Annotated in this window: 16 protein-coding genes and 1 pseudogene; 14 read left to right on the forward strand and 3 right to left on the reverse strand. The window is 54.5% G+C overall.

Going from position 1 to position 25,954, the window contains the following annotated elements; translation table 11 throughout:
• Positions 1-63 precede the first annotated feature (63 nt).
• The 4 genes from mfd to adhE all read left to right on the forward strand — a co-directional run bounded on the left by mfd (position 64) and on the right by adhE (position 8,278).
• Positions 64-3,534 (forward strand): transcription-repair coupling factor, encoded by a 3,471-nt coding sequence (gene mfd, locus H3L92_RS05370; RefSeq protein WP_085364812.1) that lies wholly within the window; start codon positions 64-66, stop codon positions 3,532-3,534.
• Between the two features lie 106 nt (positions 3,535-3,640).
• On the forward strand, positions 3,641-4,345 hold the full coding sequence (locus H3L92_RS05375; protein WP_245945472.1) for a putative phage abortive infection protein: 705 nt from the start codon (positions 3,641-3,643) through the stop codon (positions 4,343-4,345).
• A gap of 153 nt (positions 4,346-4,498) precedes the next feature.
• Entirely contained in the window at positions 4,499-5,152 is a 654-nt protein-coding gene (locus H3L92_RS05380; protein WP_085364811.1) for a hypothetical protein, read from the forward strand.
• Between the two features lie 510 nt (positions 5,153-5,662).
• Positions 5,663-8,278, forward strand: a complete 2,616-nt coding sequence (adhE, locus tag H3L92_RS05385) for a bifunctional acetaldehyde-CoA/alcohol dehydrogenase (protein WP_085364810.1) — start codon at positions 5,663-5,665, stop codon at positions 8,276-8,278.
• A gap of 1,186 nt (positions 8,279-9,464) precedes the next feature.
• Here the strand turns inward: adhE and H3L92_RS05390 are convergent.
• From H3L92_RS05390 to gatC, 3 genes are all read right to left on the reverse strand, one after another.
• Positions 9,465-10,649 carry a PQQ-dependent sugar dehydrogenase gene (locus tag H3L92_RS05390; protein WP_085364809.1) on the reverse strand — a complete coding sequence of 395 codons (1,185 nt, stop codon included), beginning with the start codon at positions 10,647-10,649 and terminating at the stop codon, positions 9,465-9,467.
• A gap of 113 nt (positions 10,650-10,762) precedes the next feature.
• Positions 10,763-12,211 (reverse strand): Asp-tRNA(Asn)/Glu-tRNA(Gln) amidotransferase subunit GatA, encoded by a 1,449-nt coding sequence (gene gatA / locus H3L92_RS05395; RefSeq protein ID WP_085364808.1) that lies wholly within the window; start codon positions 12,209-12,211, stop codon positions 10,763-10,765.
• 71 nt (positions 12,212-12,282) lie between these two features.
• Entirely contained in the window at positions 12,283-12,573 is a 291-nt protein-coding gene (gene gatC / locus H3L92_RS05400) for an Asp-tRNA(Asn)/Glu-tRNA(Gln) amidotransferase subunit GatC (protein ID WP_085364807.1), read from the reverse strand.
• A gap of 256 nt (positions 12,574-12,829) precedes the next feature.
• On the opposite strand from gatC, the gene H3L92_RS05405 reads away from it, so the two are divergent.
• The 10 genes and pseudogenes from H3L92_RS05405 to H3L92_RS05450 all read left to right on the forward strand — a co-directional run bounded on the left by H3L92_RS05405 (position 12,830) and on the right by H3L92_RS05450 (position 25,822).
• Complete coding sequence (locus H3L92_RS05405) at positions 12,830-13,870, forward strand: rod shape-determining protein (protein ID WP_085364806.1); 1,041 nt, start codon at positions 12,830-12,832, stop codon at positions 13,868-13,870.
• Positions 13,871-13,913: 43 nt separating this feature from the next.
• On the forward strand, positions 13,914-14,768 hold the full coding sequence (gene mreC / locus H3L92_RS05410; protein WP_085364805.1) for a rod shape-determining protein MreC: 855 nt from the start codon (positions 13,914-13,916) through the stop codon (positions 14,766-14,768).
• Positions 14,761-15,261, forward strand: a complete 501-nt coding sequence (mreD, locus tag H3L92_RS05415) for a rod shape-determining protein MreD (RefSeq protein WP_085364804.1) — start codon at positions 14,761-14,763, stop codon at positions 15,259-15,261. The genes mreC and mreD overlap by 8 nt, the downstream gene beginning before the upstream one ends.
• Positions 15,261-17,321 (forward strand): penicillin-binding protein 2, encoded by a 2,061-nt coding sequence (mrdA, locus tag H3L92_RS05420; protein ID WP_085364803.1) that lies wholly within the window; start codon positions 15,261-15,263, stop codon positions 17,319-17,321. Before mreD ends, mrdA begins: the two co-directional genes overlap by 1 nt.
• 53 nt (positions 17,322-17,374) lie before the next feature.
• A complete protein-coding gene (rodA, locus tag H3L92_RS05425; protein ID WP_115336365.1) occupies positions 17,375-18,424 on the forward strand; it encodes a rod shape-determining protein RodA in 1,050 nt (349 codons plus the stop codon).
• Positions 18,425-18,622: 198 nt separating this feature from the next.
• Positions 18,623-19,282: a MarC family protein gene (locus tag H3L92_RS05430; protein ID WP_169710481.1), complete on the forward strand. Its 660-nt coding sequence runs from the start codon at positions 18,623-18,625 to the stop codon at positions 19,280-19,282.
• 259 nt (positions 19,283-19,541) lie between these two features.
• A complete protein-coding gene (locus H3L92_RS05435) occupies positions 19,542-22,274 on the forward strand; it encodes a M16 family metallopeptidase (RefSeq protein ID WP_158088133.1) in 2,733 nt (910 codons plus the stop codon).
• Positions 22,275-22,400: 126 nt separating this feature from the next.
• Positions 22,401-23,036 (forward strand): annotated as a pseudogene (locus tag H3L92_RS05440) (IS1595 family transposase).
• Between the two features lie 214 nt (positions 23,037-23,250).
• Positions 23,251-24,249, forward strand: a complete 999-nt coding sequence (dusA, locus tag H3L92_RS05445; RefSeq protein ID WP_085364800.1) for a tRNA dihydrouridine(20/20a) synthase DusA — start codon at positions 23,251-23,253, stop codon at positions 24,247-24,249.
• Positions 24,250-24,385: 136 nt separating this feature from the next.
• Complete coding sequence (locus H3L92_RS05450) at positions 24,386-25,822, forward strand: acyl-CoA dehydrogenase family protein (RefSeq protein ID WP_174222538.1); 1,437 nt, start codon at positions 24,386-24,388, stop codon at positions 25,820-25,822.
• Positions 25,823-25,954 lie beyond the last annotated feature (132 nt).

The following is a 25,954-nucleotide window of genomic DNA, read 5'->3' on the forward strand; positions in this document are numbered from 1 at the left end:
TCCTTTTCAACCACAGGCCGTCTGAAAACCTTTCAGACGGCCTAAACTGCTGCCGATACCACCATGAACCACCCCGTCCCCGCCCCTTCGCAAAAATCCCGCTGGCTGGATTTAACCCGCGGCAGCCTGCCGTGGGCGTTAACGCAAAGCCTGCCTGAACAACCGCTCAAAGTGATTCTCACGCAAGATGTCGAGCAGGCGTTGCGCCTGCAGATTGCGTGGCAGTTTTTCCGCCCGCAGGATAACGCCGTGTTTCTGCCCGATTGGGAAACGCTGCCCTATGAGCGTTTTTCGCCGCATCAGGATTTGGTGTCGGAGCGTTTGGCCGCCTTGTGGCAGGTGAAAAGCGGTTTGGCCGACGTGTTGATTGTGCCGGTGGCCACTGCCATGCAGAAGCTCGCGCCGGTGTCGTTTCTGCTCGGGCGCACGTTTTGGCTGAAAACGGGGCAGACGCTGGATGCCGAATCCTTGCGCGGCAATCTGGTCGATGCGGGTTACAGCCATGTTTCCAACGTGGTGGCTTCGGGCGAATTCGCCATGCGCGGCGGTATTTTGGATATTTTCCCGATGGGTTCGGAGCTGCCCTACCGCTTGGATTTGTTCGGCGACGAAATCGACAGCATCAAAACTTTCGACCCCGATACGCAGCGCACCATCGCGCCGGTTTCCGAAATCCGCCTGTTGCCGGCGCATGAGTTCCCCACCGACGACGACGCGCAAAAAATCTTCCGCGCCCGTTTCCGCGAGGAAATCAACGCCGACCACCACGCCGCCGCCGTGTATAAGGCGGTGAGCAACGGCCATTTCGGCGCGGGGGTGGAATATTATCTGCCGCTGTTTTTTGAAAACGAATTGGCCAGCGTGTTCGACTATATCGGCGATGAGGCGCTGTTTGTCTGCATCGGCGACGTGCACGCCGAAGCCTCGCGCTTTTGGGCGGACGTGAAATCGCGCTTTGCGATGGCGCAGGGCGACGAAACCTACCCGCCTTTGCCGCCGCAGCATTTGTATCTGAGCGAAGACCAATTCGCAGGCCGTCTGAAAGCCTACGGCCAAATCCTGCCGGATTTGAACGGCAAGCGCCACGCGCTGCCCGATGTGGCGGTGAACCGCCAGTCCGAAACGCCGCTTGCCGCGCTGCAAAACTTTCAGACGGCCTTTAACGGCCGCATTCTGCTCACCGCCGAAAGCGCGGGGCGGCGCGAAACCATGCTCGGTTTTTTCGCCCAACACGGCCTGAAACCGAAAAGCGTGGATGGCTGGCAGGCGTTTTTAAGCAGTGATGCGCCGCTGGCGATTACGGTGACGCCGCTGGCGTATGGCTTTCAGACAGGCACAGTAGGTCGGGCATTTATGCCCGACGACACCGGCCATGCCGATCACTCAACCCCGTCGGGCATCAATGCCCGACCTACATCACCGATTGCCGTTATCACCGAATCCGACCTCTACCAATACGTCGCCAAAAGCCGCAATGTGCGCCGCAAAAAACACGCGCAGGTTTCAGACGGCCTGTTGCGCGATTTGGCCGAAATCAACATCGGCGATCCCGTCGTCCACGAAGAACACGGCATCGGCCGCTATTTGGGTTTGGTTACGCTGGATTTGGGCGGCGAACCTGCCGAAATGATGCTGCTCGAATACGCGGGCGAGGCGCAATTGTATGTGCCGGTTTCGCAGCTGCATTTAATCAGCCGCTACTCGGGTCAGGCACACGAAAATGTACAACTGCACAAACTCGGCAGCGGCGCGTGGACGAAAGCCAAACGCAAAGCCGCCGAAAAAGCGCGCGACACGGCGGCGGAACTCCTGAACCTGTATGCCCAACGCGCGGCGCAGGAGGGCTTCAAATTCGCGTTCAACGAAGCGGATTATCAGGCGTTTTCAGACGGCTTCGAGTACGAGGAAACCGAAGACCAAGCCGCCGCCATCGCCGCCACCATCAAGGATTTGACGCAGGGCAAGCCGATGGACAGGCTGATTTGCGGCGACGTGGGTTTCGGCAAAACCGAAGTCGCGCTGCGGGCGGCGTTTGTGGCCGTGATGGGCGGCAAACAGGTGGCCGTGCTCGCGCCGACCACGCTTTTGGTGGAGCAACATGCGCAGAATTTCGCCGACCGCTTCGCCGATTTCCCTGTCAAAGTGGCCAGTCTGTCGCGTTTCAACAGCGGCAAAGCCACCACTGAAACGCTCAAAGGCATGGCCGACGGCACGGTGGACATCGTTATCGGCACGCACAAACTGGTGCAGGACGACATTCAATTCAAAAACTTAGGCCTGGTCATCATCGACGAAGAACACCGTTTCGGCGTGCGCCAGAAAGAGCAGCTCAAACGCCTGCGCGCCAACGTGGATATTCTCACGATGACCGCCACGCCGATTCCGCGCACGCTCAGCATGGCGCTGGAAGGCCTGCGCGATTTCTCGCTGATTACCACCGCGCCCAGCCGCCGTTTGGCCGTGAAAACCTTCGTGAAGCCGTTCAGCGAAGGCAGCGTGCAGGAAGCCGTGTTGCGCGAACTCAAACGCGGCGGGCAGGTTTTTTTCCTGCACAACGAAGTGGAAACCATAGCAAACATGCGCGAACGGCTGGAAACCCTGCTGCCCGAAGCCCGCATCGGCGTGGCGCACGGCCAGTTGCGCGAACGCGAGCTGGAACAAGTGATGCGCGACTTTTTACAGCAAAAATTCAATGTGTTGCTTTGTTCCACCATCATCGAAACCGGCATCGATATTCCCAATGCCAACACCATCATCATCAACCGCGCCGATAAATTCGGCTTGGCGCAACTGCACCAACTGCGCGGACGCGTCGGCCGCAGCCACCACCAAGCCTACGCCTACCTGCTCACGCCCGAATACATCACCAAAGACGCGGAAAAACGGCTCGACGCCATCGCCGCCGCCGACGAACTGGGCGCAGGCTTCACGCTGGCCATGCAGGATTTGGAAATCCGCGGCGCGGGCGAAATCCTCGGCGAAGGCCAGAGCGGCGAGATGATGCAGGTCGGCTTTACGCTCTACACCGAAATGCTCAAACAGGCCGTGCGCGACCTCAAAAAAGGCCGCCAGCCCGATTTGGACGCGCCCTTGGGCGTAACCACCGAAATCAAACTGCACAGCCCCGCGCTGCTGCCCGAAAGCTACTGCCCCGATATTCACGAACGGCTGGTTTTATACAAACGCCTCGCCACCTGCGAAACCGAAGCCCAAATCAACGCCGTGCACGAAGAGCTGGTCGACCGCTTCGGCCTGCCCGAGCAACCGGTAAAAACCCTGATTGAAAGCCACCGCATCCGCCTAAGCGCCAAAGCGATGGGCATTGATGCGATCGATGCCACCGGCGAAGCCGTTACCCTCACCTTCGGCAAACACCACAACCTCGACCCCGCCGACATCATCATGCTGATGCAGAGCAACAAAAACTGGCGCATGGCCGGCGCCGACAAACTGCGCGTGGGCGCAGTGTCGGACGATGTGGAAACGCGGATTCACACCGTCAAAGCGGTGTTGAAGAAACTGGCGGGGGAATAAAGCGGCAAGGCCGTCTGAAAAAGCAAAGTAGATATTACTCACTACCACTTTTCAAAAAACAAATGACGCTGAATTTTTCAACACTTTAATTTAAAAGGAAAATGACTTGATAAACTGGTTGATTGCCTTAGGCACAATTGCATCCGCCATAGGTTTGATTTACTTTAGTTTTCTAACCTATAAAAATCAGAAAAATAATGAGTTTCACAGCTTATTCAAAGTGTTATTAGATGAGCATAATAGATTGCTTAATCTCTTGGAGATTACAGAATTGAAGGAAGTAAATGAAAGTATTATCGATATTTTCTCTGAATCTGAATGTTGCATATCACATGAAAATAATATCCAGTTTAACAATAAGGTAGAAGAAAAAATTGATAGTTACAGTCAATTTAAACCATACCTAATCACCTTATTTCGGTTATTGAAACTGATTAGTTTGAGTGAAAAAATCCACCATGCAGATAAAAAAGAATATTATGGGCTAGTTCGCGGTCTGATTTCTTCTGAGATTCTCTTTCTTGTTTTATTTAATTCTCTCAGTTTCAGAGATGAAAACGACTATCCTAATTATACGAACTTGATAATTGAGGCAAAACTCTTCGAACATTTACCCATAACCGAAGAATGGATTTATAAACAATATATTTCCAATTCAGAAGAAAACCTTCCAAAATTAATATTTAAAGCAATAGAATTACGCAAATTGATAGAATATATTTTTTCAGGGGAGCTTATAAATCTAGAAGCATTCGGAAAAAGCATTTATCTAAAAAAATACCAAACAACTGCAAAAAATGTTTTGCCATAACCATTTTTCTTAACATTAACTGTTCTTCTTTTTTCAGACAGCCTGCCCCACCCGCTCAGGCCGTCTGAAAATCCGTTCGCACCAATGCCGTTGAGATATAAAAATGCCGTTATTATAATGCCGCCGTCCGTATATTTAAGGTGAAACGTCGATATGAGCGGCATTTGGGGCAATCCGGTATTTCTCGCAGTTATCCTTTCCGTTTCCGCATTCCTGGTTTTCCGAACCGTTTCCGGCAGCCGCAAAAAAACGCGCGGCAGCGGGGCTTACAGCCTGTCGTTCCACAGCGACAACCACCCGCTGGCACCCCAGCTTTTCGCCGACACGAGCGGCTGCGCCGGCGTGTTTTCGCGGCAGGGAAACCTGAACGATGCGGCATTTGAAGCGCAATATCCGGTGGGCGGAATGTTGTCGTTCAACGGCGAAAGCCATCTGATTTCGCGCAGGCAGAAATACTTGTCGGCCGAAGCCGGCCGGCAGCCGCAATTCGGCTATGCGCTTTATTTCCAAGCATTTGAAAAAAGTGAGTTTCCGCTGCTGATCACGTTTGCCGGGCAACGGCACTACCGCCATATTTTTTTAGACGAAGAAGGCTGCACCCTAACCGCCGCCAACGGCAAAGCCGCCCGCCTGCCCTATGCGCAGTTGTGTTTCAAGGCGCGGGAAAAACGCCTTACGCTGAAAACCGACCGCGAAGAGCATATCGTCAAGCGCAGCGAACTGCGCCCTGCCGACCGGCAGGTTTTGGAAGCGGTGCTGCAAAAGTATGCGGCTTCGATCAATTTGGATCCCGATGATTTCGCATAAGCCGCATGGCGGCAAAGCGGGCGGAACCTGCCCCGCACATCGGTTTGCTCCGGCGGGAATAACGTAATCCGCAATCAAACATCACGCCAAAATCTGCCCGGGCCGTCTGAAAACAGCTTTCAGACGGCCTGAAACCTTTGCAACATTCAAAAAGTATCACGGCAAATAGACATTTCAGACGGCCACAACAAATTTTGCAAAGGTCTCGTCCTGATTGCTTCAGCAAAATGTAATTATGATACACGCCAGCCATATTTCATTTCAATCCGAATAAACCATCGGCGGCAGCGCGGATTATAGGGTAAAACCAACGATACGCCCCTATTCTTAAATATATTAACAAATATTTTTTATTTCAACAGCTTAAACCATAAAAACCAATCAAAACCAGCCCTGCCGCAAAGCATGGTGTTTCATGATGTAAGTCAAGAATATTTGTAACAATATTACTTATACTGCTCTCAATGAAAATTTATTACTTTACCCTTACTTCTTTTCAGGAGAGACATAATGAACGCACCTGCCGATAACACTGTCAGCCCCGCCGTAGCCGAGGTCAACCGTTTGGTTGAGAAAGGTTTGGTTGCGCTGGAGCAGTTCCGCACGCTCAATCAAGAACAAATCGACTATATCGTGGCCAAAGCCTCGATTGCCGCGCTCGACAAACACGGCGTGCTGGCCATGCACGCGGTGGAAGAAACCGGCCGCGGCGTGTTTGAAGACAAAGCCACCAAAAACCTGTTTGCCTGCGAAAACGTGGTGCGCCGCCTGCGCGATTTGAAAACCGTGGGCGTGATTAGCGAAGACGACGTAACCGGCATCACCGAAATCGCCGACCCGGTGGGCGTTATCTGCGGCATCATCCCCACCACCAACCCCACTTCTACCACGATTTTCAAAGCCCTGATTGCGCTGAAAACCCGCAATCCGATTATTTTCTCTTTCCACCCTTCCGCCCAGCAATGTTCCGCCCACGCCGCGCAAATCGTGCGTGATGCCGCCATCACCGCAGGCGCGCCGGAAAACTGTGTGCAATGGATTGAAAAACCCTCGATGGAAGGCACATCTTCGCTGATGAAACACCCCGGCGTGGCCACCATTTTGGCCACCGGCGGCAACGCGATGGTGGAAGCGGCCTATTCCTGCGGCAAACCCGCGCTCGGCGTGGGGGCGGGCAACGTTCCGGCCTATGTGGAAAAATCCGCCAACATCAAACAGGCCGCCCACGATATCGTGATGTCGAAAGCATTCGACAACGGCATGATCTGCGCCAGCGAACAGGCCGTGATTGCCGATAAAGAAATTTATAACGAGCTGGCCGACGAATTCAAATCATACGGCGTGTATTTCGCCAACAAAAAAGAAAAAGCGCTGCTCGAAGAGTTCATCTTCGGCGTGAAAGCCAACAGTGCCAACTGCGGCGGTGCCAAACTCAATGCGGCCGTGGTGGGCAAATCGGCCGCCTGGATTGCCGAACAGGCCGGCTTCAAAGTGCCCGAAAAAACCAACATCATTATGGTGGAATGCCGCGAAGTCGGCCCCAAAGAGCCGTTAACCCGCGAAAAACTCTCACCCGTGCTGGCCATGCTCAAAGCCGAAACCACCGAAGAAGGTTTGAAATTCTCCGAAGAAATGGTGGAATTCGACGGCCTCGGCCACTCCGCCGCCATCCACACCGCCGACAAAGAGCTGGTGAAAACCTTCGGCGAGCGCGTGAAAGCCCTGCGCGTGATTTGGAACTCACCCTCTTCGTTCGGCGGCATCGGCGATGTTTATAACGCGTTTCTGCCCTCTCTGACCTTAGGCTGCGGCTCTTACGGCAAAAACTCCGTGGGCGGCAACGTTAACGCCGTAAATCTGTTAAATATCAAAAAAGTAGGCCGTCGGAGAAACAACATGCAATGGTTTAAAGTGCCCGCCAAAATCTATTTCGAACGCGATTCCATCCAATATCTGCAAGACATGAAAGATTGCGAAAAAGTGATGATCGTTACCGACCGCTCCATGGTGGATTTGGGTTTTGTCGATAAAATCACCCGCCAGCTCAATCTGCGCAAAAACAAAGTTACCGTGCAGCTGTTTACCGACGTGGAAGCCGACCCCAGCGTGCAAACCGTGTATAAAGGCACCGACCTGATGCGCAGCTTCCAGCCCGACACCATTATCGCGCTGGGCGGCGGCTCGCCGATGGATGCGGCCAAAGCCATGTGGCTCTTCTACGAACAACCGCAGGTTGATTTCGAAGATTTGGTTCAGAAGTTTATGGATATCCGCAAACGCGCGTTCCGCTTCCCCGAATTGGGCCGTAAAGCCAAATTTATCGGCATTCCCACCACCTCGGGCACCGGCTCCGAAGTAACGCCGTTCACCGTGATCAGCGACGGCGACAAAAAATACCCGATTGCCGACTACTCGCTCACGCCCACCATCGCCATCGTCGACCCCTCGTTCACCATGACCGTGCCGGCCAGCGTTACTGCCGACACCGGTATGGACGTGCTCACCCACGCGGTGGAAGCCTATGTTTCGGTGCTCGCCAACGACTTCACCGACGGTTTGGCGCTGCAAGCCATCAAGCTCGTGTTTGAATTTTTGGAACGCTCCTACAAATACGGCGCCGACGACCCCGAAGCCCGCGAACGTATGCACAACGCCTCCACCATCGCCGGCATGGCTTTTGCCAACTCGTTTTTGGGCATCAACCACTCGCTGTCGCACAAAGTGGGCGGCAAATTCCACACCACCCACGGCCGCACCAACGCGATTTTCCTGCCGCACGTTATCCGCTACAACGGCACGCGCCCACAGAAAACCGCCACATGGCCGAAATACAACTACTACAAAGCCGACGTGAAATACCAGGAAATCGCCCGCACCCTCGGCCTGCCGTGCAGCACACCGGCCGAAGGCGTGGAATCGTTTGCCAAAGCCTGCGACGAGCTGGCACGCAAAGTAGGTATTAAAATGTCGTTCAAAGAGCAAGGCATTGACGAAAAAGCCTTTATCGCCGCCCGCAAAGAGCTGGCGCTCATGGCCTACGAAGACCAATGCTCACCCGCCAACCCGCGCCTGCCCATGGTGGCCGATATGGAAGAAATCCTCACCAAGGCTTATTACGGCGAATAATGCGTTAACGCATTAAACAACAGGCCGTCTGAAAAAATCTTTTCAGACGGCCTGTTGTTTAATGCATGGTGATGCGTTTTATAGCCTATCAACTTAAAGAGAGGTCCATGTCATACTCGGGCTTGACCTGAGTATGACGTCAACCGGGCATTTCAGACGACCATAACCTTTATACAAACTGTTTCGCCAACTACAACGGCTATTCCCATTTCAAGAATAATGGCATTCGTAAACGTTCGTTGAAATAACATATAACTTTTCCACTATGTAGCCTTCCGCATTAGTACTGGTTATACTTCTTGTAATCGATGGTGAGCTTGTTGTTTTTCTGGATCCAACGTGCATCTTTATTTTTGCTCGGTGTGGTTTCTCGCTTTCATTCACCTCGACAGCATGACGTTGTTTGCTCCTGTAGTTTGAATAATGATTGTATCATTCACCGCTGCCGAAGCTTTCTTAACTTTCAGGCCTTTTTCGGCGAGTCGGTATTTAATCAGATCCGATAATAGGGCTAAGGTATTGTCTTATGCTAGCCAGTTACTGAAGCGGCAAAGAATGCTGTTGATGGGTAAGTTGATGTCATCAAAATCACAGAAGCAGTAAAAATCTAAACGGGTGGAGACCTTTGCAAAATTCGTTTAGGCCGTCTGAAACATCTAATTATCTAATTATCTAATTATCGTCATTCCCACGTAGGTTAAAATCCAGTCGTTTTTTGTAAGCTATTGAAATAAAGCACTTGATGGTTTTAAGACTGGATTCCCGCCTGTGCGGGAATGATGAAACACAAATGTTTTCAGGTTTGAATTGGTTTTTTGCAAAAGTCTCGGGTAGTCAAACATCGTTCTAATTTAGGATCGAAGAAACTGTGCCGTACTACCTGAGCAATACGGATTTTAACATGGCCAGCAGCGGATAAGCGGGGAGGATGCCACAATCATAAATATGATGGGTCTTTTGCTGGTCAATGAATTGTTAGATGGGCTGCCAACTCAATATTTGACTGAAGTTTAATCAAGGGATAGCTGTCAATATATTTAGCTAGGGGATTAGGAAGCAAATTACCCAATATAGTGATAAGCTTCTGAAATGAAATAAAAAAAACAAGCATCAAAAATTTAGCAAAATTACCGAGCCCAAATTCCGTCTAAGCTCCTATAATTAATCAATGTCTATTTGAAATAATTTATTGCGGCAGCAATTTTAACAATTTGCCATTGCCACTGTCGGTTAACACGTACACAAAGCCGTCCGGTGCCTGGCGCACGTCGCGTACACGTTCGCCGACTTCGATTTTTTCTTCACCCGACACGCGGGTGTTATCGAGTTTCAGGCGGGCGACGTAGCCGAATTTCAGGGAACCTGCCAACAGATTGCCCTGCCAGTCGCTGCCGTAGGGGTTACTGCCGACAAAGGTCAGACCGGACGGGGCGATAGACGGATTCCAGTAATACAGCGGTTGCTCCATACCGGCTTTAGCGGTGATGCCCTCGCCGATTTTGCCGCCGCCGTAATCGGTGCCGTATGTAATCACCGGCCAGCCGTAGTTTTTACCGCCTTCAATCAGATTGATTTCGTCGCCGCCTTGTGCGCCGTGTTCGCTGGTCCACAAGCGGCCGCGGGCGTCGGCAGTCATGCCTTGGATATTGCGGTGGCCGTAGCTCCAGATTTCGGCAGCGGCATTTTGTTTGGCAAACGGATTATCCGACGGCGTGCCGCCGTTACGGTTTAAGCGCACGATTTTGCCAATGTGGTTATCGAGTTTTTGCGCCTGATCTTTTTGGCTGTAACGGTCGCCCAGCCCTAAATAAATATGCTGCGGTGTGAGCACGATGCGGCAGCCGAAATGGGCGCTGCTGTCGATTTTCGGCCGCTGGCTAAACAGGGTTTTCACTTGTTCCAAGCGGCGGTTGTCGGCGGATAATTTGGCCTCCGCCAAGGCAGTGCTGTTGCCGCTGCCACCTGCTTCGCTGAAGCAAAAATACAGGCGGCGGTTTTGGGCGAATTGTTCGTCTAACACCACATCCAGCAAACCGCCCTGCCCGCCGACGTCGATATTCGGCAAGCCGGCAATGGGTGCACCGATTTGCCCTTGTGCGCCGATGATGCGTAGATTGCCGCTGCGCTCACTCACCAAAAAACGGCCGTCCGGCAAAAAGGCCAATGCCCACGGATGGTTCAACCCCTGTGCCACGGTTTGCCATTGCCACTTTTTACCGCTTGGCTGCGGGTTGGCTTTTACCGCTTGCGTGGCCGATATTGCCGCAGGCGCGGTGTTTGAGGCGCTTTGCTGACTGCTGGCCGATTCGGCGCAGGCAGTTGCGCTCAATAATAAGCAAAGGGGCAAACCCAAGCGTTTCGGGGCAAACATGGCGTTTCCTTTCTTCAACGTTGGCCGTCTGAAAAATATTTTATTGGATTATGCCTACGGCTCGCAGCTAATCCAACTTCAATTAACTGTTTTTTCAGACTGTTTACATTGTTTCAGACAGGCATTTTGCTATGCCAATCGCTATTCAGCTGCATCTGATGCGCTACGCCCAAAATCTTGGCTTCGGCAAAATAATTGCCGATTAACTGCACGCCAACGGGCAGACCGTCCGAGCCGAAGCCGGCAGGCAGGGCCAGTGCGGGCAGGCCGGCGAGGTTGACGGCGATGGTGTAGATGTCGCTCAAATACATTTGCACCGGGTCGTGGATATCGCTGCCGAGTTTGGGCGCGGTGGTCGGCGCAGCGGGGGCAAGAATCACGTCGCATTGCTGTAAGGCCGTCTGAAAATCGTTGGCCACCAAGCGGCGCAGTTTTTGCGCTTTCAGGTAATAAGCGTCGTAATAGCCGTGGCTCAACACATAAGTGCCGATCATGATGCGGCGCTTCACTTCGCTGCCGAAGCCTTCGGCGCGGGTGTTGCTGTACATTTCTTCCAAATCACCGAACTGGGCGGCGCGGTGGCCGTAGCGCACGCCGTCGTAGCGGGAGAGGTTGGTGCTGGCTTCGGCTGATGCAAGCACATAATAGGCGGGAATCGATAACTCGGTTTGCGGCAGGCTCACATCCACCATTTCGGCGCCTTGTGCCTTGAGCAAATCAATCGTGTTTTGCAGGGCCGTCTGAACATCTGCGCTGTTGCCCGCGCCGAAATATTCTTTCGGCAGGCCGACTTTCAGGCCTTTGAGCGGTTGGTTTAAATCGCGGGTATAGTCTTCTTTTTCGCGCTCCAAACTGGTGGAATCGTGCGTATCGAAACCGGCCATGCTGTTTAACAAAATCGCGCAGTCTTCGGCGGTTTGCGCCATCGGGCCGGCTTGGTCGAAGCTGGAGGCATAGGCGACCATGCCGAAGCGGGAAACAATGCCGTAGGTGGGTTTGATGCCGGTAATGCCGCAGTGCGAGGCGGGCTGGCGGATGGAGCCGCCGGTGTCGGAACCGAGCGCGGCGGGCGCCAAGCGGGCGGCGACCACGGCAGCGGAACCGCCGGACGAGCCGCCGGGCACGTTTGCCAAATTCCACGGGTTTTTGGTGGCGCCGTAAAACGAGGTTTCGTTGGTGGAGCCCATGGCGAATTCGTCCATATTGGTGCGGCCGAGCGTTACCATGCCGGCATCGAGCAGGTTTTGCACCACGGTGGCGGTGTACGGCGACACAAAGTTATCGAGCATTTTGCTGGAACAGGCGCTGCGCCAGCCGGTTTGGCAGAAAATGTCTTTATAGGCAACCGGCACGCCGGTCAGCGCGGTGGCGTTACCGGCGGCAATGCGCGCATCGGCGGCTTTCGCTTCGGCCAAGGTTTTTTCTTTGTCTAAGGTGATGTAGCCGTTGATGGCGGGGTTTTTGGCATCGATGGCGGCCAGATATTCCTGCGCCAGCTCAACGGCGGAGATTTTTTTGGCTTGCAGCAGTTCGCTGGCTTGTTTGAGGGTGTAGGCGGTCATTTCGCTGTTTCCAAACTTTTTCAGACGGCCTCAACCTTGATACGAAAGGCCGTCTGAAAGATTAAAACTATTTATTCTTCAATTACCTGCGGTACGATATACAAACGGTTGCGCACTTCAGGGGCAACGGCTTGGTATTCGGCGGCGCGGTCGGTTTCGGTTACGGCATCTTCGCGCAGGCGCAAGGCAACTTCGTGCGGGTGCGCCATCGGCTCTATGCCGTCGGTATCTACCGTTTGCATTTTTTCCACTAACGAAAATATGTCATTCAATTCTTTCAGGTTTTGTGCTTTTTCCGCTTCGGTAAGGCTCAGGCGGGAAAGATGGGCGATTTTCTCTACATCGCTCAGGGTGAGTGCCATAAAAAATCCTTAAAATTAATTCTGCAAATACCGAAACTGGGGTATTATTACGCGTTTATCCGGTTATTGCTCCGCTTAGCAGGCGATTATAACCGAAACCCAATCTTTCGGCATGGTGATTTCTAGGGCGTACAGTCAGAAGGCTTGTGAGGTCGACTACACTCCCCAGGCATTTTAATAATAAAAGGCCGTCTGAAAAAGCCGTGCCGCCATTCTCTTTTATCGTTAACAAATATATCTGCATCAGGAAATGTCTATGTTTCGCTTTCTCACCCGCTATTTCTCCAACGATCTGGCTATTGATTTGGGCACGGCCAACACTTTGATTTATATCCGAAACAAGGGAATCGTGCTGGACGAGCCTTCGGTGGTGGCCATGCAGAACGATGCCGCGCACGGCAAAAGCGCGATTTTGGCCGTGGGCACCGAAGCCAAGAAAATGCTGGGGCGCACGCCGGGCAGCATCCAAGCGATACGCCCGATGAAAGACGGGGTGATTGCCGATTTCAACGTTACCGAAAAAATGCTCAAGCAGTTTATCAAAAAGGTGAACAACAGCCGCTTCGCCGCCGCACCGCGCATCGTGATTTGCGTGCCCTGCGGTTCGACACAGGTGGAGCGCAAAGCCATCCGAGATTCGGCCTTGGCGGCGGGCGCATCGAGCGTGAACCTGATTGAAGAGCCGATGGCGGCGGCCATCGGCGCGGGCCTGCCGATTGAAGAGCCTACCGGCTGCATGGTGGTGGATATCGGCGGCGGCACCACCGAAGTGGGCGTGATTTCGCTTTCCGGCGTGGTGTATTCGCACTCTATCCGTGTGGGCGGCGATGCGTTTGACGAGAGCATCATCAATTATGTGCGCCGCAACTACGGTATGTTGATCGGCGAGGCTACCGCCGAAGAAATCAAAACCAAAATCGGCTCCGCCTTCCCCGGCATGGAGGTGAACGAAATCGAAGTGAAAGGCCGCAACTTGGCCGAAGGCATCCCGCGCGCGTTTACCATCAGCTCAAACGAAGTGCTGGAAGCTTTAACCGAGCCGCTCAACCAAATCGTGCAATCGGTGAAAAATGCTTTGGAACAAACGCCGCCCGAGCTGGGGGCCGATATCGCCGAGCGCGGGCTGGTGCTCACCGGCGGCGGTGCGCTGCTCAAAGGGCTGGACCGTCTGCTGGCCGAAGAAACCGGCCTGCCGGTGATGATTGCCGAAGACCCGCTCACCTGCGTGGCGCGCGGTTCGGGCAAGGCTTTGGATATGATCGGCAAACTGAATTCGATTTTTGTGGTCAATCCCTAATACAATACCGATTTTGCAAACCGCAGGCAGGCCGTCTGAAAATATGTCCGAACCTTCATTAAACTTTGCCAAAAAAGGCGTCAGACCCGCAAGCAAGCTGATCGTGCTGGCGATTGCCAGCGTGGCGCTGATGCTGCTCGACAACCGCTATGCCGCCGTGCAGCACGCCAAAGGCTATGCGGCTACGGCGCTTTACCCGCTGCAATGGCTGGCCAACCAGCCGGTAAACCTTTACCGTTATGTGAGCGGGTTTATGCAGTCGCAGGCGGAGCTGGTGGCCGACAACAAACGCCTGAACGAAGAAAACGGCCGTCTGAAACTGCTGGCCGCCCGTTCCGAGCTGCAAGCGCGCGAACTGGCCGAAATGAAGAAACTCTACGGCCTGCAACAAAGCGGCATCCGCATCACCGGCGGCGCAGAAGTGATTTCAAACAGCAAAGACCCGCTATCCGACAAATTAATCGTTAACAAAGGCAGCCGCAGCGGCTTGAAAGAAGGCGACGCGGTTATCGACCAAAACGGTTTAATCGGCCAGATTACACAGGTGCAGCCTTTGAGCGCCGAGTTAACGCTGCTGACCAACAGCAAAACCATCGTGCCCGTGATGGTGGCGCGCACGGGCGTGCGCAGCCTGCTTTACGGCAGCGGCGGTGCAGTCAGCCTGCGCTATTTTCCCGCCGATGCCGATTTGCGCCCCGGCGACTTTCTGCTCACCTCCGGCCTCGACAGCGTTTATCCCGAAGGCATTCCCGTGGCCAAAGTGGAACAGGTTTCCCGCGCAGCGGGCACACCTTATTACCGCGTCGGCCTGAAACCGCTTTCGGGGTTCAGAAGCAGCAAATATGTGTTGGTGCTGCCGCAACAACAGCCCCCTGCCCTTAATCCCGGCCATGACTGATTTCGAAGAGTTCCACAACCGCGTGCCCAAACGCATTATCGTATCCGGCTTCGTGCTTGCCATGTTGCTGGATTTTATGCCGTTTCCGTTTGAAACATTTTTCTGGCTGCCCGAGTTTACCGCGCTGGTGCTGCTTTATTGGGCTTTATACAAACCCCAATCGGTTGGTGTGGGCACGGCGTTTGCCGTGGGGCTGCTGGCCGATGTCGGCACCGCTGCGCCGCTCGGCCAGCATGCTTTGTCATATATGGTGATGGTGTTTTTGGTGCAGCAGCGGCAACGGCAGATTATGGTACACAGCCACGGCATACAGGCAATAGCGGTGTTGGGCGCCCTGCTCTGCAATCAGGCGGTGATGGCCTTGGTGCGCCTGATGCACGATCACCGCTTTGCCGACTGGCAGGGCTTTGCCGCACCGTTCGTCGGTGCGCTGCTGTGGCCTTTGTTGAGCAAAATCATGCTCGGTCTGCTTAATTCCCGCCGTTTACGCTGATGGATAACAACCTCTACCAATACACCGGCCACGATCACGATGTGGCCAGCCGGCAACGCGATTTTGTGTTGCGGCTGGCCTTGGCGTTTGCCTTGATGGTGGTTTTGTTTGCGGTGCTTTTGGGCAGGTTTGTGTATCTGCAAGTGTTCAAACATCACGAATATGTGGCACAAGCCAACACCAACCGCATTTCTTTGGTGCCCACCCCGCCGATACGTGGGGAAATCGTCGATGCAAACGGTGTGGTGCTGGCCAGCAATTATCCCGCCTATTCGCTCGAAATCGTGCCCGGCGAAATCGAAGGCAAAATAGACGAAACCATCGAAGCTTTGCGGGCATATGTAGACATCACCGCCGGCGATTTGAAACGCTTTAAAAAATTCCGCGCCGAATACCGCTCTTTTGAAAACATTCCGCTCAAGCTCAAACTGCAACCCGACGAAGCCGCCCGCCTTTCCGCCCAGCTCTACCGTTTCAAAGGGGTGGAAATCAACGCGCGCACGTTCCGCAACTACCGTTATCCCGAATTAACGGCGCACTTTCTCGGCTACATCGGCCGCATCAGCGACCGCGACCAGAAAAAGCTTGAAGAAGAAGACCTTGTTTCGCTCTATCGCGGCAGCACCCACATCGGCAAGTCGGGCTTGGAAAGTTTTTACGAACGCCAGCTTCACGGTGCGCCCGGTTATCAGGAAGTGGAAAAAGATGCTTACGGCCATGTGGTGCGTGTGTTGAAAACCGTGCCCGCCAAAACCGGGCAAACGCTGCGGCTGGCCATGGATATCCGCCTCCAGCAAGAAGCCGACCGCCTGATGAACGGCCGGCGCGGTGCGATTGTCGCCCTCAATCCGCAAACGGGCGGCGTGCTGGCGTTTGTGTCCAAACCCTCGTTCGACCCCAATCTGTTTATCGACGGTATCGACAGCGACACCTGGAAAGCGCTCAACGAAGACTGGCAGCGCCCGCTCATCAACCGTGTTACGCAGGGTTTGTATCCGCCCGGCTCCACCTTCAAACCGTTTATGGGCATGGCCTTGCTCGAAAGCGGCAAAATCACCCAAACCACGGTGGTGCCCGCGCCCGGTGCGTGGAGCATTCCCGGCTCGCGCCACCTGTTCCGCGATTCGGTGCGCCGCGGCCACGGCTCGGCCAACCTGAGCAAAGCGATTCAAGTGTCGTCCGACACGTTTTTCTACCGCTTGGGCTACGAGCTGGGTATCGACAAAACCGACCCTTATCTGGCCGAATTCGGTTTGGGTTCGCCCACCGGCATTGATTTGCCCAACGAATACAAAGGCATTCTGCCCTCGCGCGAATGGAAAGCCAAACGTTTCGCCAAATCGAAAGACCCGAAAGCGCGCGAGTGGCATCCTTCCGAAATGGTTTCGGTGAGCATAGGCCAGGGCTATAACGCCTACACGCCCCTGCAAATGGCGCACGCCACCGCTTCGCTCGCCAACGACGGCGTGGTGTACCGCCCGCATCTGGTTAAAGAGCTGCTCAACCACGAGCGGCGCGAGATCACGCTGATCGACCCCAAACCCGAACGCAGCATTCCGTTCAAACAGAGCAATTTCGAATACGTTAAGCAAGCGATGGCCAAAGTGCTGCAACCGGGCGGAACCGCCTACCGCATCGGCCACGGCCTGCCATACACCATGGGCGGCAAAACCGGCACCGCACAAGTGGTGCAGATCAAACAGGGCGCGCGCTACAACGCCGCCGCGCTGGCCGAACAACACCGCGACCACGCTTGGTTTATTTCGTTCGCGCCGGTGGAAAAACCGCAAATCGCCATTGCCGTGCTGCTGGAAAACGGTGGCTGGGGCGCCAGCGCCGCACCGTTGGCGCGCAGCTTAACCGACTATTACCTGCTCACCCTGAAGGCAGGCCAAGCCCCGGCCGGCGCCGTCCAACCCGCCGACGCTTCCGCCGTGCAGCAGGAAAACACCCCGCAAACCGTAACCGGTGCCCCCGCCTCTTTGCCTGCGGCATCGGTGTTCCAACAAGCCTACGGCGTTGCCGGCAGCGTTCAGACGGCCTCAGGAGCAGCACCTTGAATATCAACGAAGACACCTTGCCCGGCAGAATCAAACGCGCCATATGGCAGCCCATGGATCCGTGGCTGTTTTACGCCATGCTGGCGGTTTACATCATGAGCCTGTTTCTGCTTTATTCCGCCGACGGCCAAGACATCGGCCAACTCGAAAGCAAAACCCTGCACACCGTATTGGGTTTCGTTTTGCTGTGGTTTATCGCCCGAACCCACCCGCAAACGCTGGCGGTGTTCGCCCCGCCCATGTATATCGCCGGCGTGGTGCTGCTTTTGGGCGTGCATTTTTTCGGCGTTACCGTCAACGGCGCGCAACGCTGGCTCGATATCGGCGTGGTGCGCATCCAGCCGTCTGAAATCATGAAAATCGGCCTGCCGATGATGGTGGCGTGGTTTTTCCAGCGTTATGAAATGTCGCTGCGCTGGTATCACTATCTGGCCGCCATCGCGCTGGTGCTGGTGCCGGGCGCGCTGATTCTGAAACAGCCCGACCTCGGCACCGCCATTCTGATTATGGCTTCGGGGCTGTTTGTGGTGTTTTTTGCCGGGCTGCCGTGGAAAGTGATTTTTGCCGCCGTTATCGGTTTTGTGGCCGCGCTGCCGCTGATTTGGAACTACGGCATGCACGATTATCAGAAAACGCGCGTGCTCACCCTGCTCGACCCCACCAAAGACCCGCTCGGCGCGGGCTACCATATTTTGCAGTCGATGATAGCCATCGGCTCGGGCGGCGTTTGGGGCAAGGGCTGGCTCAACGGCACGCAAACCCATCTCGACTATATCCCCGAAGCCACCACCGACTTTATTTTCGCCGTTTACGGCGAAGAATTCGGCCTAATCGGCAATATCCTGCTGCTGGTGATTTATCTGCTGATACTCGGGCGCGGCCTCTATATCGCCGCCAAAGCCCCCACGCTATACAGCCGCACGCTGGCAGGCGCACTCACGATGACGTTTTTCTGCTATGCTTTCGTCAACATGGGCATGGTCAGCGGCATTCTGCCCGTGGTGGGCGTGCCGCTGCCGCTGGTGAGCTACGGCGGCACCGCCACGCTGTCGATTATGGTGGTGCTGGCTTTGCTGATGGGCATCAGCAACCAGCGGCGCTGACAAACAACAAACCCGTTTAAATATTTTTCAGACGGCCTCTGCATTCCGGAGGCCGTCTGAAAGCGTTTCCACCCGATATAGCGGCTTAAATTCAAACTGACACTGCATTGGTTCGCATTGCCGTATCTGTGCCATCTGCGGCTTGCCGCCTTGCTTTGTCAAATTTTTAAGCCACCCAACAAATAGAAGGAAAACCCCATGATAGGCATGGAAATCGGCAAACTGATTCTGGCATTTATGGTGCTGATCAACCCCTTCGGCGCGCTGTCGATCTATCTCGACCTCACCCGCAACCTGAGCACGCGCGAGCGGCGCAAAGTGGCGCAGATGGCTTCGCTCACCGTGCTGATCGCCATCACCGCCTTCACCCTCACCGGCGGCGTGATGCTGCGGCTGTTCGGCATCAGCGTCGGCGCGTTTCAGGTGGGCGGCGGCATTTTGGTGCTGCTCATTGCCATTTCGATGATGAATCAGGGCAACAACCCTGCCAAACCCGATGTCGGCACCGATGAGAACAACGACATCACCATCCGCCCCAAACAAATGCAGAATATCGGCGCCATCGCCGTGGTGCCGCTGGCGATTCCCATGATGATAGGCCCGGGCGGCATTTCCACCGTGATTATTTATGCTTCGGCCGCCAAACACTATAAAGACACCCTGTCTATTTTGGCGGCCGGCCTGATTATCAGCCTGATCTGCTATATCGTGCTGATGGCCGCCGCCCGTGTGAGCAAAAAACTGGGCGACACCGGCCTCACCATTCTCAACCGCATCATGGGGATGCTGCTGGCCGCGGTATCGGTGGAAATCATCGTGGCCGGCCTGAAAGCCCTGTTTCCGCAGCTGAGTGCCTGATGCTGCAGGCAGAAATGTTGGTTAATTGGTTGTATCAGGCCGTCTGAAAACTGCAATTTCTTGTTTTCAGACGGCCTTGTGTATTCAATATAATTAAAAACAGGCATAATGAGGTCTTTGCAAAAAAGCCGGATGTAGATGCAGTTTAAGGCAGTTCAAAGCAACCATATTTGCCATCGGCAATCCATCCGTGCCGCGCAAACCTATAAAAATACCGCCCCGCCGTATGCCGCCGGGCTTTAAACCGACACATTACAATATGCTCTTACTTTCGCGTTTGCTGCTGTTCGCCGCAGCACTCTTCACAGCCGCCGCTGCGTGCGCAGGCCGGGCCGAATATATCGAAGGCAGGCTCGGCAACGGCTTGGCCTACCATATTTTCAAAGTGCCTTCCGCCGACCGCCGCCTGGTGCTGCGCCTGCAAATCAACGCAGGCACCGCCGACGAAAACGACGGCGAAGAAGGCATCGCCCATATCACCGAACACATGGTGTTCCAAAGCTCTCCCGCGTTTCCGCAAGGCTTGGGCAGTTACCTCAATGCCGAAGGCTGGCAGATGGGGCGGCACTACAATGCCCAAACCGGCTACCACCACACCCGCTACATGCTCACGCCGCCCTACGGCAGGCGGCAGCTTAAAGACGCTTTAGCCGTTTACCGGCAGATTCTCACCCCGCAAACCTTTTCCGCCGCCGATTGGGCCAAAGAACAACAAGTGGTGCTGAGCGAATGGCGCGGCCAGCAAACCCTTCAACACCGCTTAAGCCGGCAACACCACGCCCTGCTGTACAGCGGCTCGCGCAGCGCGCGCTATGCCCCCATCGGCAGCAAAACCGCCATCGAAAACGCGCAGGCAGAAACAGCCAACCGCTTCCACAACACATGGTATGGCAGTAACAACGCCGTGTTGGTGGTGGTTGGCGACATCAACCCTAAAAAAGCAGCAGCCGCCATCGAAGAGCACTTAGGCCGTCTGAAACCCACAACCCTGCCCGAGCGCACCGCCGGCGAATACGAACCCAAACTCACCGATGCACCGCACACCGCCCGCGTGCACGATAAAGACAACACCGAAACCAAACTAGCATTGGTTTACCGCTTCAACAACGCCCCCTCGCAAAGCAGCGGCAGCCTAGCCCATTACCACCGCCTGCTGGACAACTTCGCCGCCCACACCATCAGCCGCCGCCTGCAAAACATGGGGCAGCCCGTCTCTTTCAAACTTGGCAACATCGGCAAACAAACCGGTTCGCTGGGTTTTTATGCCGATGCCGCCGCAGATACACAGCAAGAAACACTCAACCTGCTCCACCAAGCCGTCGAAGCCGTCCGGCAGCAGCCCGCCGGCGACGAAGAAACCGCCGCCTACCGCAAAGTGCTGCACAACCATATGCGCACCGTGCCCGCACTGCCCGACGACTTACCGCAAATCGTGCAACTGGCCGACGACACCGTGTTGGCCGGCAAGCCCGTGCCCACGCCCGACAACCAGGCCGTCGAGCGCGGCCAGCTTTACCGCATCAGTGCCGCCGCCGTTAACAAACGCATCGCCGAATGGCTGAACGCACCCGACCGCCTCACCATCATCCAAGCCCCCGAAGGCGTTCCCGCCCTTGCCGGCCAACCGCCCCGGCCTGCCCCGGCGGCAGCCGAATCCAAACGCAACCGGCCGGAAACAGCCCCAACCGCCGCAAACACCGCCGTAACCGCAACAACTGCTTTCCCGCAACACAAAGGGCAAGGCAGGCTGATGTCGGAAGGTTTCGACAACCACAATAAAGTCAGCTACCTGCAATTTAGCAACGGCGACAAAGCCGTGCTACTGCAAAAAGCCGTGGCGGGCGGCAAAATCTATTTCAGAGCCGTGGCCGACGGCGGCTACCAACAAAGCAGCCTCGGCGCGTGGCAGGCACAGTTGGCGGCCGATGTGGTTTCCCATTCCTCCCCCGCCAACTTCGGCGGCCAATCTCTCAAACAATGGCAGCAACAGCAAGGCATCGCTTACCGCTACCGCCTTGAAAGCGACCGCCAAACCACCGATATCCAAGCGCCGCAGCAAACGTTCGAAGCCCTGCTGCAACTTTACCGCAGCCGCCAAACCGACCCTGCCGCCGAACACTGGCAAAGCACGCTCGAAACCGCCGCCCTGCGCCACCCCGTTTACCTGCAATCCGTGCCCGGGCGGCAAGAGCAGGAATTGGAACTGCTGCGCTACGGCCGCCCCGAAAGCCGCGCGCAAAACAGCGGGGAAATCCGCGCGCTCACCCAAACCGCCCTGCTGCAACAATGGCGGCAACTGGCCTCGGCCCCCGCAACGTATTATGTTGTCAGCAATATGCCGTCTGAAAAAATCAAACCGCTGCTGGTGCAATATCTGGCCGATATTCCGCGCCGCGCCGCCGAAAACCGCCCGACCGAACTTTTAACAGGCGCCACTTTGCGCCGCGCCGCCATCAACGACACCGGCGGCACCGACATCAACGCTTGGTCTTGGCAGCCCTTCTACGACTGGACACCCGATACTTCCGAGCAGATTCCGCTGCTGGTCAACCTCGCCAACGCCCGCCTGAAAGACGAGCTGCGCAGCCGCAACCAAAGCACCTACGGCGTAAAGTTCACCGCCCTGCCGCAGCCCGTTTATAACCGCGTAGAAAGCAACCTGTTTTTCAGCACGCCCCCTGCCCAAGCGGCCGAAGCATGGCAAACCGCCCAGCAGGTGTTGGAACGTCTGCCCGAAAACATCAGCAAAAACGAAGCCGACAACCTGCAACAACTGTTTATCGAACAAGAAGCGAAGCGGCAGCAAAACCCCGAAATCTGGCTGGAAAGGCTGGCCGCCAGCCACCGCCGCTATGGTGATGCCCGCTACCTCAGCCGCTTGCCCGAACTGCACCGGACCATCATCCAAACCCGCCTGCGCCAAACCGCCAAACTGCTGTGGCACACCCCGAACGCACGCGTGCTGCTGGTGGACCCGGTACAAATAGAATAGTTATAATTTTATAAAAAAGCATAAAAATTTTGAATGATGTAATAATTGCAAATAGCCTACCCAAGCATTTTACGCAAAATGAATAAAGGGACTGGCATAGATTAGCAATTAGGTTACGCTCAGAAAATGAAGATAACCCATTGCAACATAGTAAATCTACACAGCGAAAATTGATCCAATTTTTTGTATTGGAAGTTACAGCACGTACAGCAGCCAATATACTTGGTATTCAAGCCAACTCAGCCATGCTATTTTACCGAAAAATCCGCCAAGTTATCGCCTACTATCTGGAGCTTCAAGCAGACGAAGTTTTTGATGGTTCCGTTGAGCTGGATGAAAGTTATTTTGGCGAACAACGTAAAGGCAAACGCGGTCGCGGAGCTACGGGTAAAGTTGCTGTCTTTGGTATTCTAAAACGTAATGGCAAAGTCTTTACTATCGCAGTTGAAAACACCAAGAAAGACACTTTGCTTCCTGTTATTAAACGAAAAATCATGCCTGATAGAATTGTCTATACGGGCTGTTATAAAAGCTATGATGTGCTTGATGTGAGTGAGTTTACCCATCATCGTATCAATCATTCACAGAGCGTCGCAGACCGTCAAAACCATATTAACGACATTGAAAATTTCTGGAATCAGGCAAAGCGCGTTCTACGAAAATATAATGGAATTGATCGTCAATCTTTTCCGTTATTCTTGAAAGAATATGAATTTCGTTTTAACCTTCGGTATACCAAAAGAACAGTTAAAAATTCTGTGAACTTGATGTGGTATTTAGGGCTAGTCTACGTCAATTCCTAAATAAAAATAGAGACTATCTTGGGTGGGTAGGTCCATTCAAAAAACATTTAAAACAACTGTTAGCTATCTAAGCCTTTCAAGGATTAGCTCGATTTTTCTGCTCTTGCCTTTCAGACGGCCTCAAATATCCCAAAAACCCTTATAATGCCGCACTTTAAACCCACTCTCCCACCATGACCGCCCTACCGCCCCGCCGCCTTTCCGTCGCGCCCATGCTCGATTGGACCGATACCCACTACCGCTATATGGCCCGCCAGATCACGCGCCACACTTGGCTTTACAGCGAAATGATCAATGCCGGCGCCATTATCCACGGTGATAAAGATCATTTTTTAAAGTTTAACGAAGGCGAGCAGCCGGTTGCCCTGCAATTGGGCGGCAGCGAGCCGGCCGATTTGGCGCAAGCGGCCAAAGCGGGCGAGGCTTACGGCTACAACGAAATCAACCTCAATTGCGGCTGCCCCAGCCCGCGCGTGCAGAAAGGCGCGTTCGGCGCCTGCTTGATGAACGAAACCTCACTGGTGGCCGACTGCCTTAACGCCATGCAGGATGCGGTGCGGATTCCCGTAACCGTTAAGCACCGTATCGGTATCGACCGCCAAAACGAATATGCCGTCGTGCGTGATTTTGTGGGCACGCTTTCCGTTCAGACGGCCTGCACCACTTTTATCGTCCATGCCCGCAACGCTTGGCTCGACGGCCTTTCGCCGAAAGAAAACCGCGAAGTGCCGCCGCTGAAATACGACTATGTTTACCGCCTCAAACGCGATTTTCCCGATTTGGAAATCATCATCAACGGCGGCATCACCGCCAACGAAGCAATCGCCGCGCATTTGGAACACGTTGACGGCGTGATGGTCGGCCGCGAAGCCTATCATAACCCGATGGTGATGCGCGAATGGGACAGGCTGTTTTACGGCGGCAGCGAGGCACCCGTTGGCTATGCCGATTTGGTGGAAAAGCTGTTCCGTTACAGCCGCGCGCATATCCGATCCGGCAACGGCGCCACGCTCCGCCACACCGCCCGCCATTATCTCGGCCTGATGCACGGCCTGAAAAACGCACGCGTGTGGCGGCGTATGCTTTCCGATGCTTCGCTGTTGAAAAACAACGACGGCAGCCTGATTCTCGAAGCGTGGCGGGAGGTGGCGAAAGCCAACGGGTTGGATTAACCGCCCTGCCCTGCGCCTGCCATAATTTTTACAGCCGGATGCCGCCGACAAACACGCTGATGATTGTCAACCACCTGAGAATATGTTATAAATCTTAGGTGATTTACTCTAAAAAAATATCGCACTAAGAGGATATATGGCACACAGCACATTGGCAAACCAGCCGGTTCATATGGATACGGCTGATTTTTTACGACATATCGAAGCGGCTTTCAAACGCATTTTTTCAGACGGCCTTAACCTGATGCACTATCTGCCCGAAAACAAATGGCTCGAGCTGAAACGTGCGGGGTTGTTGCTGCCGTTTTTGGCCGAGCGGCACGGCGGCAGAAAAAGCAACCAGTTTGAAATTCAAGAAGTGTTGCGCATCGCCGGGCATTACGGCGTGCCCGTTACCCTGCGCACCGGCATCGAAGGCGCGCTGGTTTTGCAGCCTTTAATCGAGTTCGGCAACCCGCAGCAAATCGAAACCGGCCTTGATTTGATTTTCAACGGCGAAGGCGGCGGCCTGGCCATCACCGAGCCTGAAACATCAGGCGCTGCCATTGCGCGCGAAATGCAGTCTTATTACGAATATCAGGATAACGGCACCGTTTATGTGCACGCCGTCAAATATTGGCAGGGCAACTCGCAAAGCGACTTTCTGCTGGTGGCCGCCAAAGAGCGCAAAAACGGAAAATTATCGAAAACCATCAATCTGTTGCTGGTTCCCAAGCAATATATCGATTATGAAACCCTGAAATCGGAAGGCTTGCGCGCGGTGCGCTATGCGGTCAACCGCATTGATGCGGCCATACCCGCCGGTTGCGTGATGAAACTCTCGGAAAACGAAGCCGCCGGCCTGCGCGCCTTTCAAAACATCTTTATCCGCAGCCGCCTGCAACTGGTGGGCATGACCCACGGCGTGATGGAATACATCATCGAAAACCTGCGCCGCTTCGTGGTGAACGATATTAAATTCGTTGATCACGAGCGCCGCCAAATCATGAAACGCCACGCCGTTTCGCAACTGCTCTACCGCTTCACCTGCCGCCACGTCGCCCCTGATCAGGCCGTTGCCCATCAGCTGATGGAAGCCAACATCATCAAAACGCTGGCCACCGAATACACCTACGGCGCGGCGCAGATTTTGCAGAAACTGCTCGGCGCCAAAGGCTTCGAGAGCGGCCACCCTGCCAGCAATATCGCCATCGACATCCGCCCCTTCACCATTTTCGAAGGGCCGAACGATATGCTGTATGCCGAAATCTACGATCAGTTCGTCCGCGCCACCCATCAGGAAAAAGCGCAAGGCATCAAACCCGATAAAAACCAAACCCTGCTGCAACGCCTGCTGTCGGACCACCGCTTCACCGCCGTGCGCCTGCCCGAACGCAGCGAAGTGCCTGCCGACATTGCCGGTTTTCTGCAACAACACCGCTTGGGCGAGGCCGACGCCGCCGAAAAAGTATTCCTCGGCAAAATCATCGCCCGGCTGTTTGTGTGGGCGCAGGCCGACAGCCAAGATGCCACCGCCCTGCTGTTAACCGACGTGCGCAAAGATATGCTGGATTGCCAAGAGCTTGGCGTGTAAAACGGTGGCGGAACCACTTTGCAAAATTTTTCCAATATGCGGCAAATACTTCCCTGCCGTTATTCCCGCGTAGGCGGGAATCCAGGCGTTTTTTTTCATAAGTTATTGAAATAAAATACTTGATAGTTTTAA

This window comes from Neisseria dentiae, from assembly GCF_014055005.1.
Taxonomy (GTDB): domain Bacteria; phylum Pseudomonadota; class Gammaproteobacteria; order Burkholderiales; family Neisseriaceae; genus Neisseria; species Neisseria dentiae.